The following is a 15,010-nucleotide window of genomic DNA, read 5'->3' as shown; positions in this document are numbered from 1 at the left end:
CCTATGCTGCTTTATCAGTTTACAACTCCTTATCAAGCTTAACATTTAAAGCTTTTATTTCTTTCTTAAATTGTTTGAATTTCTCTAAATTTCTTCCGTTTAACTCTACACCAGGTGTTGTTTTAACCGACATAGGATTAACATGTTTGCCGTCAATTTTAACTTCATAATGCAAATGTGATCCGCTAGCTCTACCGGTACTCCCAACATATGCTATAACCTGCCCCTGTTTTACTACGCTTCCCACTTTTAAATTTTTTGCAAAATTTGAAGCATGAGCATAAGCAGTAGATAACGTACCGCTATGTTTTACCTGAATAAATTTTCCATAACCCGACTTCCAACCCATCTCCGTTATAACTCCGTTTCCTGCGGAATATATAGGCGTACCGGTTGGAGCTGCAAAGTCAACTCCCTTATGCATTTTAGTATAACCGAGTATCGGATGTTTTCTATTACCGTAATGTGAAGAAACTTTTATAATTTTTAACGGAGTTTTAAGTAAGCTTCTTTTTACGCTTTTACCATCTTCTGAAAAAAATGCATGATTATTTGCATTATTATCATGGGAATAACGATATATATTATATTCTTTTCCTGAAAGATTTAATGAAACATACAGGATTTTACCGTGGTGAGAAAATTTACCGTCTTCCGTTACGTATTGTTCCATTATTACGGTTGCGGTATCACCACTTTTTATTTGACGTTGAAAATCGATTTGATAAGCATAAGCATTAATCAGCTCTATTATGCTATTATTTGATAAACCCAGTTTTTTAAGAGCTGACATAAAATTTGATTCAATATTTACCGATGATTTAGCAATTTTTTTAGTTAAAGGTACTATAATTTCTTCAACTTTGAAATTATCGTTTTCTCTTATTAATTGAATAGTCTTGAGCTTATCCACAATTATAATGATTTTATTTAAGAATTTTACCTCTGATGTTAGATCTTCATGCTCGTTTTCAGTAATTTTTGTTTCATACTCAAAAGTAATTTGCTGACCTATTTTAAGAGCAGAGGATAATTTTCTCTCTTTTATTAAACTGACAATTTTTTCTATTTCATTTTTAGGGATATGTTGTTCTATTAAAATTGACTTTATAGTATCGCCTTTTTTTACTACTACTTCTTTAAATGAAATTGTTTCTTCTTCATCACTATCAGGTTGTACTAAAGTGATGGATAAAGTGTTGTTAACATAATTATTAACGGCAAAAGAGACGAAAAAAACTAATCCTATAAATAATAATAAGGACGAAGAGATGAGAACTTTCCTAAGATGTGCACTAATAAAAGATGATGGCAATACGCCATTAAAATCATAAGATTGTGCGGTATCATTCATTAAAATTGCTCTGAAGATTATTTGAATCAATTTTTCATTACTAATAATATGAATTATATACAAACAAATTACAATAGATAATTGTAAAATTTTGTTTTATCTCTGCTTTGTTAGTTTTGCATTGTTAAAATTAAATTTTTTATATAAGTTAATCTTTATTAAATTATATTAGAAAGATTATGCCTAAACTTTTCTTATTTTTATTAATTTTTATAAATCTTATATCCTGTTCATCTAACCATAATACTGTCAAACCGCCAAAATAGGATGTTATGAGAATATTTCTTTAAATAAAAACTGCAATATAAATAGTGGAATAGTTCTAGTAGGCGGTTGTTTTGATTTATTACATTACGGTCATATATAATTTCTACGCAAAGCTAAGAAACAAGCTAAATACTTAATAGTTGCTTTAGAGCCTGACGAAACAATTATTAAATATAAAAAACGTCAACCTATACATAATCAATTACAACGAGCAAAATTTTTAAGTTCTTTCACATTTGTTGATAAAGTACTTATATTACATAAACTAAAAGACTTTAATGATTATGCCTGATTAGTACAAAATATTTGTCCTTCTGTAATCGCTGTAACAAAGCACGATCCTTCAATTAATAAATAAACAAATTCAAGGAAAATGAATAAATACGAAAGTAATAGAAGTTATTGACTTACTGCAACATCCTAATATAGGTACACTTTCTAGCTCAAAGATTATTAAAAATGTGTAGCTTTTACAAAAATTTATCGATTTTTACTTTAATAAAACTGTATATACATATATATTATATATAGGAATAACTTATATATGTGCTATGAAAAATATTACTAGACATCTTTCCAAACCAGCTTATATAGAGGCATTTAAAGGAGGCCCGGAAGTGCTTGCCACCATAGACATATGTAAGGATACGAGTCTAGACTTGACGTCTAAATTACCTCTAGAAACGAATTTTGGGAAGATCTCGATTGTTTTAATTTGTTTTGTGATTGTTAGTAGTAATTGCTTTGCCTCCGAGCCGTTACCTTGGCAAGTAACGTTCCAGCCTCCAGCAAGTCCGATTATGGAGGAATTACATCATTTTCATAATTTTCTGCTTTATATCTCAACAGCTATTGTTTTATTTGTTGCTGGATTACTTGGCTTTGTATGTATCAGATTTAATGCAAAAAATAACCCTGTACCGGCAAAATTTTCACATAATATTTTAATAGAAATAATTTGGACTGTAATACCTATTATAATTTTAGTTATTATTGCAGTACCGTCTTTTAGAATATTGCGTCATGCTGAAAAAATACCCGAGACAGATTTAACTATTAAAGTAGTAGGTTATCAATGGTATTGGCATTATATATATCCTGATCATGATAATTTAGAATTTGATAGCGTAATGATCTCTGATGAGAATCTAAAACCTGACCAGAAACGATTATTGGATGTTGATAATCGAATTATTATCCCTGAAAATGCTACCGTAAGATTTCTCATTACCGCAGGTGATGTAATACATAGTTTTGCTGTTCCGTCACTTGGTTTTAAAATAGACGCAGTCCCAGGCAGAATAAATGAAACCTGGACACGAGTAGCGAAAAAAGGCGTATATTACGGACAATGCTCTGAACTATGCGGCATCAATCACGGCTTCATGCCGATTGCTATAGAAGTAGTAAGTAAAGAGGATTTCGACAGTTGGATTGCAAGCAAGAACAAGAAGAGCATGAATAGCGAGAAGCCAAAATTGGCGGCTAACTAATTATATGATAATAAGTGAAAAAGAATAAATCATCATGATATAGCTGATTAGCCTGAGTGGGAAAAACTTTTTTTATCTTATAGTATGTAGGGCGTTATGAAGATCATGATGATGCAATAGATTGTCTTGCTAAATTAGTACGTAGATTTTATAATATTCAAGAGGATTTAATATTACCATTATTATTTGAAAACTTGAAAAGTAGTAATAAACGCATTTATGTAGCAACTCTTGATTTATTCTGTGATATTGAGAGTTGTACCAATACTAACAAGAAAAATTTATTTAGCATATGTTGAAAATGGAGTTGATTTTTTTACTGGTAAAAAATTAAAAAAGTTTACTGATAAAGGTTTAATCTCTTCTTTAAATAAATGAAGAAGAAAAAAACGTTTATTTTAAGCTTCTGTCAAAACTCCTTAAATTATCAGGAAGCTTTAGAAGTTTGTTTATATTTTCTTAGAAAAAATGAAAATGAGGAAATAAATATAGCAGCTTTTACAGGACTTACCTATATAATCTTTAGGTTCAGAAAAATAGAGTTTAAGAACGTGTGACATTTTATCAAAAAATATGTAAGTTATTCTATGGGAATGGGAACAAAATGTGAATATCTATATGCTGAATCACTTTTGCAGGATATAGCAATTGTAATACCGAAATTACGTATGAACGCAATTACATTTTTAAAAAATATTCTTATGTTCATTTAATAGTATCAACATTTGTAAATTATGTAATAACTAAAAATAAACCAAAAGATCAAATTAAACTCGAGAAAATACTAAAATTACACTTAAATAACCTTAAAAGGAAAAAGATTAAGTATCACATTCCTAATTTTTAAGGAAAATAATACAATATTTTTTATTCCCGTGAAAACTGGAATCCAGAACAATTTATAGTCATCTTGAATTTATTTTAGTATCTACTGATTAAGAGAGAGATACGGCAAGCTTGTTTGGCATGACACAGAAAGGCCTGGATTCCTACTTTTGCATGAATGACATATAGCACTTTTTTAGAACCAAAAAACAATGACATAATTGCATACCAGAACAAACAAAGTGAAAAATGAAAACAGGCAAAATAATAATTATGGATATAACTACTACCGAAATTTATCACGATGACCAGCACATCCCGAACGGTTGGAGGCGATGGCTTTTTTCTACCAATCACAAAGATATCAGCATTATGTATATCATATTTGCCGTTTTTGCCGGAATTGTCGGAGGGTTATTTTCTCTTCTATTTAGGTTAGAGCTTGCAATGCCCGGCGGCACTTTCTTAAATCATGATTTCCAGCTATATAACGTGCTTATCACAGCACATGCGGTTATTATGGTATTCTTTATGATTATGCCGGCGTTGTTTGGTGGTTTTGGTAACTATTTCGTACCTCTATTAATAGGGGCTCCCGATATGGCATTTCCACGCCTTAACAATATCAGTTTTTGGCTACTAATTCCTGCTTTTTTCTTACTTATTGGTTCGGCTTTTGTTGACGGCGGACCGGGAACGGGCTGGACGCTCTACCCTCCTTTAAGTAATTTGAGCGGTCACCCGGGGGCAGCAGTTGATATGGCTATTTTCAGCTTACATTTAACAGGTCTATCGTCAATCCTCGGATCAATTAACTTAATTGTTACTATCTTTAATATGAGAGCTCCAGGGATGGGTCTTTTCAAGATGCCTTTATTTGTTTGGTCTATCTTAGTAACTGCATTTCTGATAATCTTAGCTATGCCGGTGCTTGGCGGGGCTGTCACTATGCTCCTTACTGATCGTAACTTTGGTACCACTTTCTTTAAGCCTGATGGCGGCGGTGATCCTGTATTATTTCAGCATCTATTTTGGTTTTTCGGTCATCCTGAAGTATATATCGTAATACTTCCAGGCTTTGGTATAGTAAGTCATGTTATTTCAACTTTTTCACGCAAACCTATATTTGGTTATCAAGGTATGGTCGGAGCTATGGTAATAATCGGTTTCGTCGGATTTATCGTATGGGCTCACCATATGTTTACTGTTGGGCTTTCTTATAATACACTTATATATTTCACTGCCGGAACGATGATTATAGCAGTTCCGACAGGCGTTAAAATATTTAGCTGGATAGCGACTATGTGGGGCGGTTCTATTACATTCCCAACTCCTATGTTATTTTCGATAGGATTTATTATATTATTCACGATTGGCGGCGTAACTGGTATAATCCTATCAAATTCGGCACTTGATCGAGTTCTGCACGATACATATTATGTTGTTGCACATTTCCATTATACGATGTCACTCGGTGCTTTATTTACGGCATTTGCAGGCTTTTATTATTGGTTTGGAAAAATATCCGGTAAACAATATCCAGAAATTTTAGGCAAAATCCATTTTTGGATTACATTTATTGGGGTTAATTTAACTTTCTTCCCGCAGCATTTCTTAGGTCTTGCGGGCATGCCAAGAAGAATACCGGATTACCCTGAAGCTTTCGGCGGCTGGAATATGGTTTCATCGATAGGAGCAGGTATCTCTATGGTGGCGGCTCTTTATTTTGTATTTATCGTTTTCTATACGCTAAAATATGGCAAAAATTGTCCGGCCAATCCGTGGGGTGACGGTGCTAATACGCTTGAGTGGACGCTTACCTCACCACCGCCGTTCCATACTTTTGAAACACCACCGCATATTGAGGGGTAATAGTGGCTTTAGTGGATGCCAAATCGTCATTGTGAGAAATTGCGTTAGCAACAAGAAGCGGCGATCTCAAGAGTTTGTTATTATTTCACGAGATTGCCACGAAGTCTACGACTTCTCGCAATTACAATTTAATTACATAGATGAAAGAAAAATAATAAAACGATACCAAAATGAAAAAGAAACCGATAATAGGTGTTACACCTGATTTAGTACAAAATTGTGAAAAATATACTTACGCTGCTTTTCCATGGTATGCATTGCGAAGAAACTATACCGATGCAATTATTGCAGCCGGTGGTGTACCGCTATTATTACCTTATCAAACTGATACAATAAATCAGCTTATGGAATTTGTTGACGGTGTTGTAATGCCAGGCGGTGATGAAGACATACATCCTAAATTTTATGAGCCGGAATACACCGAAGATGCAGTAATTTCTAATGAAGAACGTGATAATTTTGAGATATTAGTTTTAAAGAAAGCATTAGCTAGAGATATTCCGGTTTTGGGCATATGCCGAGGTATGCAGTTATTAAACGTTATTTTTAATGGTACGCTTATTAAACATATTCCTGATTATATTGACACTATAATTAACCATACACAACCTTCACCTAAAAATATAGTTTCACATGCAATTAGTATAGAAGCAAATACTAAACTTGCTAAAATAGCTAATAATAACCTACAAACTATGGTTAATTCGACTCATCACCAGGCTGCTAAACAACTTGGTAATGATCTTATCGTATCTGCAAAAGCAGAAGACAGTATAATTGAAGCCATTGAATCAACGAAACATAAATTTGTTATCGGCGTTCAATGGCATCCTGAATATCTTAACGATAATGGAGTAGATTTAGAATTATTTAAAGAATTCGTAAAAGCTAGTAAGTAAATATTAGTTTTCAACATAATTAGATGAACATATTACAAACACTTTATTATATTCATATCAAAGTGGCCAACAACATACGGAATTTTTAGAGCATTCAAATACGAAAGTAGAACCTCTACCATTATCTCCCAGTTGATACTGACAATAAATACATGTCCACATTGTTCTTGTCAAGCAATTGAATATTTTACTCATCTTGCACATCCATTGTTGTAAATAGCTGCTAATAATACAATTCATTTCAGCTGCAAATAGTTTAACCAATTTTTGTATTACCAAATCTTCTTGTTGTCCTACTTGTATGTGATCACAATAAGCTATATGTGAGTTTAAATTATTAGCATAAGCTCGTGATGTTATAGAGACTATAATAGTATAATAAAAATTTGCATATGATACCTTATTTATAAAATTGAAATTAATGTATTTTAAGATACTCAATAAGAAACTAATAATCAAATATTGTTTATTGTACTATATTATCGTTTTAAATAAGATTTGTTTCGGACCTTGGATCTGCTATATTATCGTAAAAAACATTATTTATGACTGCTGATTATTCTTTTTTGAAAAGTTTTGCTGAGTATATCATTGATAAATTAGCGAAAGGTACAGAAGTTCAAATAATATTGCCTAATAATTGCTCATGCCTAGAGTTAACAAAAATTTTGGCCGATCAATATAACATCAAATTACCTAGCATTATTCCTTTTAATTCTCTTATGTCAAAACAAACCGATTCGGATTATGTATCTAAAATAGAAGAACTTCTTATTATATCAAAAATAATTACAGAATATAAAGACTTACAATGTAATAAACATGAATCATTAAAAGCTGCAAAAATTCTAAGAAAATTGTTTAATGATCTTATAATTAATAATATCGATATAAAATTAATTGAAATCTATAACAATTCTAACTATTGGCAAAAGATTTATAAATTTCTAGAATATTGCTTTTTAAGATGGCAAGAAGAAATATCGTTTACTCAAAAACAAACTAAAGCATCTTATAAATTGAAGCTATTACACGCAGAAATAATAAGGATAAAGAATAGGAATAAGCAAATAATACTAGCCGGAACGTTCAAGCCTAATGTTTTTTTTAAAAAATTTGAAGAAGAATTAAAGAATTACATAATTCACTATAATCCAGCCTCCAAGCGGATTAGCGATTGTATATCTTATTATGAACCTAATGACATTTATGAAGAGGCTCAACAAATAGCCTATATATGTAGCCGTAATAAAGATAAACGAATAGCAATCATTACAAATAACAATAAACTTAAAAGAGTATATTGCAATTTTTTAGACAGATACGAAGATCTACTAGGTAATGACTTAAGGCTTACTAATATAGGTGAATTACTAACTTCCATTATTAAAATATTATGTAATAATTTTGATTTAAAACTCCTATTTTTATTACTTAAAAATCCTTTAATCAGTAATCCTACACAGCTAAATTCAGAAAATTTCAGACAAAATGAATTTAAGAGTAAGTCTGCGGAGCGTACAATATCAAGCTTTGTGAATGACGCTGTGCAGAAGTTAGAGTTAATGCTATCTAATAAAAACCGTTTTATATCCTCACCTCAATATTTATTGCAATTACAATTTGATAATGAGGATACAAAAGAATATTGTCGTAACTTAATAGATATTTTATTTAGCGATAACCCACATAATATACTAGATATTCTGACCTTAACTAAAGAAATAGCTGAAAAACTTTTGCCTACTATTTGGGAAAAAGAAGGAGGAGCAGAATTAGCTGAGTTTTTAACAAATTTAACTGCATATAGCAAATATATAAATTCAACGGATAAAAAGGATTTTCCTAAAATTTTTTCTTTTTTACTCTCTAATATCAAATATTATAAAAATACTGACTCTACTAGTATTACCATAGGAGCGCCTGAAGATTTAGCATTATGTGCATTTGACTTCATTATATTACCGCATTTTAATAATGAAAACTGGACACCTACCGCTAAAGCTCACCCATGGCTTAGTAATAAAGCCTTGCAGATACTAAATATAGATTACAATGAAATCACCCCTACTCTATATTCAGATTATTTCAATTTGTTTCTACAAAATAAACAAGTAATTATACTAAACGCTAAAAAATATGATGGGAAGTTGTCAGTGCCTAGTAATTTATTTTTGATGTTACAGAATGTTATCCCTATACCCTATTATGTCATCCCGCGACTTGATCGCGGGAGCCACAAAATAATAGATACAGTGATCAAGCCACGGTATGACAATAGACCCACAGCACAAAGCACTTCTTTCCCAAGCGTCTTATCAGTAACCGACATAGAAACATTAATAAGAAACCCATACGGTTTTTATGCTAAGAAAATCCTTGGACTACGTCCAAAAGATAATATATGGGAAGAACCTAAAATATCGGATTTCGGTAATTTTATTCATAAAGTTTTAGAGGAATATTCTAAAAATTACGATAAACAATATGTTAATTTAAATTTGCTTGATAAACAAGCTGCTTTAATAAATATCGGTAATCATATTTTATACGGCACTATCTTACCAACTTACACAAAAAAAACTTGGCAAATAAAACTCACGGCTTTCAGTAAAGCTTTTATTTTATTTGATATAGAACGCCGAAAAAACTGCAAAGAAATCTATTTTGAAACTAACGGGGAATTACGACTAAATATTGCAGGTCAAGATATAAAAATAATCGGTATAGCTGACCGCATTGAAATAAGTAAATCCAACAATATAACTATAATGGATTATAAAACTGGTACTATTCCGACTAAGAAATCAATAGAGCTTGGACTATCTCCGCAACTTATTATCGAAAGTTTGATGTTACTAGAAAACGGATTTATCACCTTCGATGTCACCCCGTGGCTTGACCACGGGGTACACAAAAAAATTAAAAAAGACTGGATCCCGAGATCGAGTCGTGAAATGATGGAGGTGGAAGTGAGCAATGCAACAAGACCCAACAATGGGAATCCAGAAATCAGTATCGCCTACGTGAAAATAACAAGTACCGAACCTTATGTGCAAACAATGGAAATAGCTTTAAGCATCGAGACTTTAAATAAACATAAAGCAGGATTAATAAGACTACTTGAATATTACGTTACAAATAAGTCTTTTTCTTATGATTTGAATTTATCAAAATATAATGATTATTTACATTTGATTAGGCAGAGTTAATTATAACAGCCGTCATTGCAATCTCGTACCAAAGTCCTCAGATTGCCACGCTCCCTACGGTCACTCGCAATGACGGATTAGGTACTGCTCACAATGAGTCTTACAATCCCATAACTAACTTAAATCCTTTATTCTTCCCCATGACAATCTTACTATCCGTATTATAAATAATCGGATCATTAATTTTTTCATGACCGAATCTATTTGTTTTAAATACCGGAATATTTAAATGATCCGCAAAATTACGAAGCACTAACATTGTGGCGTCAAGATCTTTACCAAATGAACCAAATATTATAGCTTTAACATCCTCAAGTAACCCTGCTTGCTTTAAGTGTAAAAGCTCACGATCTAATCTAAAAGGAGCTACATTCACATCTTCTAAGAAAAGAATTTTGCCTTTGGTCTTTATTTGCCAACTCGTTCCTATACTAGTTTGTACCATAGTTAAGTTACCGCCTGTTAGTTTACCGTTAACAAGATCACTTGATTTTGCTATATTGTTAAGAGGTACTAAGTTCTCTATATTAACCTGCTTTACATGACCTTTTAATATTTCAGCAAGCTTGATAAAATTACTATGATCTTTATCAGTTTTTAATAAGTCAGCTATATTACTACCATGAATAGTTTTCCATCCCCATTCTTGTGATAGAAAAAGATGTAAAGCCGTTATATCACTATATCCTATAAAGAATTTCTCTCTATTTGGTTTTGGTAGCTTTAGTAAACCTGGAATTATTCTAGCAGAGCCATAACCACCTCGTAAACTCCATACTATATTATCAGACTCATCAAATAAGGCATCCCGCAGGCAATTAAATCTTACTTCATCGCTACTTGCAAGAAAGGGTAGCTTACCTTTAGAAAAACACTTAGAATGAATTTGTAAATTTAATCCATTAATATTTTTTAAATCCGATAAAGTCTTATTATCAGCACCTGTTGCCGGAGCAACAACAGTAATATGGATATTTTTTAGGTTAGTCGCAGCAGAAAAAGCTGATATTGAAAAGAATAATATTATTAGTAAAGATAAATTTTTAAGAATCATGAATATCATTGATAGATATTGTTATATGCACAGGTAAACCTACTATGTCATGCCGTGGATAAACGACATGACATAGGAAAGAAATTATTCTAAATACGAATAATCGCCACCAGTAATATTAAGTTCTTCATCTTTTAGCTCCTCAAGGCTAAAATTGCTGTAAGTATTAAACTCCTCCTTAATACCTAATGCTTCCGATATAGAGCGTACTTCATTTAACTCTTTATAATCATAATAAAAATCGTAAGCTAACTTTAATGCTACTGCTTTTTTCACAAACTGATTGATTTCAGAAGTTAACTGCCTTAAATAAAAATCTAAATCTAGTGGGTTATATATTGCGTCTATAATTTTCTTAACATCAATTTTTTTACCATTATTAAGCGTTACTTTAGATGCTAGTAACGGTGATATAACCTCTATATCATCATCTGAATCTTCATCTGGCGTATTACCTTTAAACTCAATAGAATTTATACTCTCTGATGAAGCCTGAGAGGTTGTAGCCTTATTCGAATCATCGCTTATTCTATCTGATGAAGCCTGAGAGGTTGTAGCTTTATTCGAATCATCGCTTATTCTATCTAATGAAGCCTGAGAGGTTGTAGCTTTATTCGAATCATCGCTTATTCTAAGATGTCCAATTTTAACCCATAGCTGCTCAACTGAATCACAACCACTACCAGCTAGATATTTGTTACTTTCCTCTCTAGGTGGTACAAAAGCATTATCAATAAATTCTTTAACTATCCATTTATTGTTAAATTTATTAAAAGCACTTTCTATAAACTCTTCTAAATTATTAGAACCTAACGCTAAGAATTTTTGCTTAAGTTCTAGAGGAATATGACTTTTTGTATCTAGCCATGCTTGCATTCCTGATAATATTTCGGATATTACCTTATCAGTGTCTGGTGTCGGTACAGTAATATTATGCTTCTTAATATTAACATCAAGTGCATTTTTGGTACTAGCATCCAAGTTAGATACTAAGTTTTCATACTGGGCTGTGTTATTTTTAGCTTCTTTTAAAATTCTTACTATTTTCTTAAATATTTGTACTATTTCTTGATGACTACCAGTAGTGCTTGTCATCCAATCCCATTTAAAACATTCAAAACCGCCGTTGGCATAATTTGGAACTTCAACATGCGCAAATTTATGGTCATATCTAATGCCTATTACATCAAGATCTTTTTTATATTTCTTTACTTGAATATCGTTATCATTACGCTGTTTCTTAAAGTGTTGCTCGAACTTTTTCATATTCTCCTCCTTAATGCATACTGTTAATTAGTTTCCAGATCATATTTGTATCTATAATATATTATTTCAAAACAAAACACTAATAAAAATTAATTTTTGTTATATCGCAAGCATGCAAGTCACGCTTAAAGTACAAGTTATTATTCTTATTTAAGATTACCCTATAAATCTGAATATTTTCAAGTACTCTTTGAACGTAATCTCTTGTTTCTCGATAAGGTATAAGTTCTATCCAGTCAACAACCTTTCTTATATCTTTAATATCCCTTGGATCACCGAATCTATCGATCCATTTTACTACATTATGACTCCCTGCATTATAAGAGGCGATAGACAGAATATACGAACCTTTATGATCATCTAATAATTTTTTGAAATAATGCGAACCAAGCTTGATATTATATACAGGATTCCTAGTTAAATCTGCTATATTACATTTCATATTTATAGATTTTGCGGTATCACAAGCAGCCCCCTTAATAAGCTGCATCAGCCCCATGGCATTTGCATAACTCACGGCCCTATGGTCAAAGACCGATTCTTGTCTAATTATTCCATAAGTTAAATGAGGTGGGATAGGCAAACCTCCTAGATTATAAGGCGTTGGAAAAGCACAATCTGGAATAAAAGCATGATTTTGGGCAGCAATTTTTGCCACCTCAACCATATGGTTAGTATTATTATTTGCTTTAATAATATTCGCAATTATTTGAATTTCTGCAGGATTTTTAGTGTTTTTAATAGCTGCTTTGGAATATATCATGGCTAAATTATGCTTATTATATTTAACCAGTAACCTTATTGCTTTGATAATCTCTTTATTCTCGATATTTTTCCTTGCTTCAGAAGTTATTACAGGAATAGGAGGTAAAACTAATTTTGTTCTATTTAATTCAACATGTGCTACCTGTCCGTAAAAGGTAAAAGAATATTTGGCTGCCTGCTCGTAAAATTTTCTAGCCGTTTGCTTATAGCCTTTTGCTTCATAAGTACGACCGAGCCAATAAAATCCACGTGCTAAACTAATCGGGGTTTTAACAACTTTAATAAACTTATTAAAATGTACTAATGCTTGATCAGGCTTTTTTAAAAAGCTTAAAGAAAGCCAACCCGCAAGCCATTCCTGCTCTCTTATAGTTTCAGGACAAGTCGCAAAGGGCATCGTTGCAATTCTATAACTATTTGAAAAATCTTTGTAATCGATGAATTCACGAGCATAATAGGACTGAATGCGACACCATTTTGCAAAATGTTTACGGTTATTTTTAGCTTTCTTAAATAAAGAAATATCTCCACTTGTCGGTTTTTGCGTCTTTCTAGAATCTAAATAACGATATAACAAACCGGAAGTATAGTATTTTTCAGGAACATTTTTAAAAAGCTTTTCAGCATTTGGTAATTTACCTATAATCGCAATTTGTGCTTTAAAAGAATCACGATAACCTTGATCTACATATTTTAGGGATTGCTCGGCAGACCTAATATCATGTTGCCATAAATGCTCTTCTATCCGCTCTAAATGATCATTTGCAGTTAAATATTTATGCCACTTATTGTAATATACACTTTCTTCTTCAGGAGTGAAATTGGCATACACCCAAGCCTCTTTAATAATAGGTAGCAATATCTTCTGATCTTTGATTAAACTACTTGCAGCTGCCGCATAAAATTTATAACCTTTGCCTGTAACAGGAGGATGTTTACTAAACCAATCAAAAATGACTTTTTTATTTGTATTATTATTTAGATATTCTTCCGCTCTTTCTTCAAGCCGCTTGTTTTGAGGCCAATCCGGGTTATTGCGTAAAAATCTTATTACATGTTCAAAACTATTATCTGAATATTTATTATCTAAATATTTCTGAGAAAGTACAATTTTTGTTAAAACTTTATTATTTACCTCTAGAGCTAAATCTTCAGCTTGTGACCAATTTTTTTGATCGATATGTGTAAAAACTTGCTTAACATTATCTACATAATCAGAATTTACCCCAGTTGTCATCCCGTAGCTTGACCACGGGATCCAGTTCAAAGCTAACAAAAATATAGAAGTTAATAATTTTATTGTGATTTTCATAAGTTGTGTGATTTGTTGCATGGATACTGGAGTAGCCATTGCGAGAAGAATTACGTAGTAATTCGACGAAGCAATCCAGTTAAAAATTCTAATTTATAGAATTTTTTAAATCTTGCTCTAGATTGCCACGCTCCCTACGGTCGCTCGCAATGACGATTAGGGCAATACCCACTTGCAATAACGTTTTTAGAATCCTTAAACACCAGTAGAACCAAAACCACCGCTACCACGCATCGTTTCCGTAAGGATACTACTTTCTTCCCATAATATACGTTCGTACTTGGATATTATGATCTGAGCAATTCGCATCCCTTTTTCTATAACGAAATCTTGTGTACCAAGATTAATAAGAATCACCTTTATTTCGCCTCTATAATCTGCATCAATAGTACCAGGTGAATTAGCAACCGTAATACCGTGTTTAACTGCAAGACCCGAACGAGGTCTTATCTGTGCTTCAAATGAGTAAGGTAATGCTATAGCGATACCGGTTGGAATTAGCTGTATTTCACCTGCTTTTATTGTTATAGGTTGCTCATTTGCGGCTATTAAATCCATCCCAGCACTATGCTCTGTAGCATATTCCGGCAAACTACCTGAAAAATTTTCTAATTTCTTAATTTTAACTTGCGTTATATTCATAATCTTTCTCATACGTGAAGAGTTGATATACGAAGATCAACTTGGAAAA

The 15,010-nt window shown here is 32.1% G+C and carries 9 protein-coding genes and 1 pseudogene; 5 read left to right on the top strand and 5 right to left on the bottom strand.

Annotated elements, in window-relative coordinates; translation table 11 throughout:
- Positions 1 to 19: 19 nt before the first annotated feature.
- On the bottom strand, positions 20 to 1,354 hold the full coding sequence (locus tag A1C_RS02730) for a M23 family metallopeptidase (protein WP_012149530.1): 1,335 nt from the start codon (positions 1,352 to 1,354) through the stop codon (positions 20 to 22).
- 221 nt (positions 1,355 to 1,575) lie between these two features.
- On the opposite strand from A1C_RS02730, the pseudogene A1C_RS09225 reads away from it, so the two are divergent.
- The 5 genes and pseudogenes from A1C_RS09225 to A1C_RS02695 all read left to right on the top strand — a co-directional run bounded on the left by A1C_RS09225 (position 1,576) and on the right by A1C_RS02695 (position 9,922).
- Positions 1,576 to 1,998: pseudogene (locus A1C_RS09225) on the top strand (adenylyltransferase/cytidyltransferase family protein).
- Positions 1,999 to 2,172: 174 nt separating this feature from the next.
- Positions 2,173 to 3,114, top strand: coding sequence for a cytochrome c oxidase subunit II (coxB, locus tag A1C_RS02725; protein ID WP_012149529.1), 942 nt, complete (start codon positions 2,173 to 2,175; stop codon positions 3,112 to 3,114).
- Between the two features lie 1,098 nt (positions 3,115 to 4,212).
- Complete coding sequence (gene ctaD, locus A1C_RS02710) at positions 4,213 to 5,811, top strand: cytochrome c oxidase subunit I (protein ID WP_041816833.1); 1,599 nt, start codon at positions 4,213 to 4,215, stop codon at positions 5,809 to 5,811.
- A gap of 170 nt (positions 5,812 to 5,981) precedes the next feature.
- Positions 5,982 to 6,710: a gamma-glutamyl-gamma-aminobutyrate hydrolase family protein gene (locus A1C_RS02705; protein WP_012149525.1), complete on the top strand. Its 729-nt coding sequence runs from the start codon at positions 5,982 to 5,984 to the stop codon at positions 6,708 to 6,710.
- 545 nt (positions 6,711 to 7,255) lie between these two features.
- Positions 7,256 to 9,922, top strand: coding sequence for a PD-(D/E)XK nuclease family protein (locus A1C_RS02695; RefSeq protein ID WP_012149523.1), 2,667 nt, complete (start codon positions 7,256 to 7,258; stop codon positions 9,920 to 9,922).
- A gap of 100 nt (positions 9,923 to 10,022) precedes the next feature.
- Here the strand turns inward: A1C_RS02695 and A1C_RS02690 are convergent, their stop codons facing one another.
- From A1C_RS02690 to dut, 4 genes are all read right to left on the bottom strand, one after another.
- A complete protein-coding gene (locus A1C_RS02690) occupies positions 10,023 to 10,976 on the bottom strand; it encodes an LD-carboxypeptidase (RefSeq protein ID WP_012149522.1) in 954 nt (317 codons plus the stop codon).
- A gap of 84 nt (positions 10,977 to 11,060) precedes the next feature.
- A complete protein-coding gene (locus tag A1C_RS09435) occupies positions 11,061 to 12,242 on the bottom strand; it encodes a hypothetical protein (RefSeq protein ID WP_012149521.1) in 1,182 nt (393 codons plus the stop codon).
- Positions 12,243 to 12,321: 79 nt separating this feature from the next.
- The gene (locus A1C_RS02680) at positions 12,322 to 14,319 is read right to left on the bottom strand and encodes a lytic transglycosylase domain-containing protein (protein ID WP_012149520.1); all 1,998 of its coding nucleotides are present in this window, start codon (positions 14,317 to 14,319) and stop codon (positions 12,322 to 12,324) included.
- 195 nt (positions 14,320 to 14,514) lie between these two features.
- Positions 14,515 to 14,961, bottom strand: a complete 447-nt coding sequence (gene dut, locus A1C_RS02675) for a dUTP diphosphatase (protein ID WP_012149519.1) — start codon at positions 14,959 to 14,961, stop codon at positions 14,515 to 14,517.
- Between the last annotated feature and the right edge of the window lie 49 nt (positions 14,962 to 15,010).

The organism is Rickettsia akari str. Hartford (assembly GCF_000018205.1).
Taxonomy (GTDB): domain Bacteria; phylum Pseudomonadota; class Alphaproteobacteria; order Rickettsiales; family Rickettsiaceae; genus Rickettsia; species Rickettsia akari.
This window is presented reverse-complemented; position numbering and strand designations above follow the sequence as displayed.

What these genes read in the sequence shown, in the direction of transcription:
- A1C_RS02695 (WP_012149523.1), top strand. Translation starts at nt 7,256, where the DNA reads ATGACTGCTGATTATTCTTTTTTGAAAAGTTTTGCTGAGTATATCATT.
- A1C_RS02705 (WP_012149525.1), top strand. Translation starts at nt 5,982, where the DNA reads ATGAAAAAGAAACCGATAATAGGTGTTACACCTGATTTAGTACAAAAT.
- A1C_RS02730 (WP_012149530.1), bottom strand. Translation starts at nt 1,354, where the DNA reads ATGAATGATACCGCACAATCTTATGATTTTAATGGCGTATTGCCATCA.
- A1C_RS09435 (WP_012149521.1), bottom strand. Translation starts at nt 12,242, where the DNA reads ATGAAAAAGTTCGAGCAACACTTTAAGAAACAGCGTAATGATAACGAT.
- ctaD (WP_041816833.1), top strand. Translation starts at nt 4,213, where the DNA reads ATGGATATAACTACTACCGAAATTTATCACGATGACCAGCACATCCCG.
- A1C_RS02690 (WP_012149522.1), bottom strand. Translation starts at nt 10,976, where the DNA reads ATGATTCTTAAAAATTTATCTTTACTAATAATATTATTCTTTTCAATA.
- coxB (WP_012149529.1), top strand. Translation starts at nt 2,173, where the DNA reads ATGAAAAATATTACTAGACATCTTTCCAAACCAGCTTATATAGAGGCA.
- A1C_RS02680 (WP_012149520.1), bottom strand. Translation starts at nt 14,319, where the DNA reads ATGAAAATCACAATAAAATTATTAACTTCTATATTTTTGTTAGCTTTG.
- dut (WP_012149519.1), bottom strand. Translation starts at nt 14,961, where the DNA reads ATGAATATAACGCAAGTTAAAATTAAGAAATTAGAAAATTTTTCAGGT.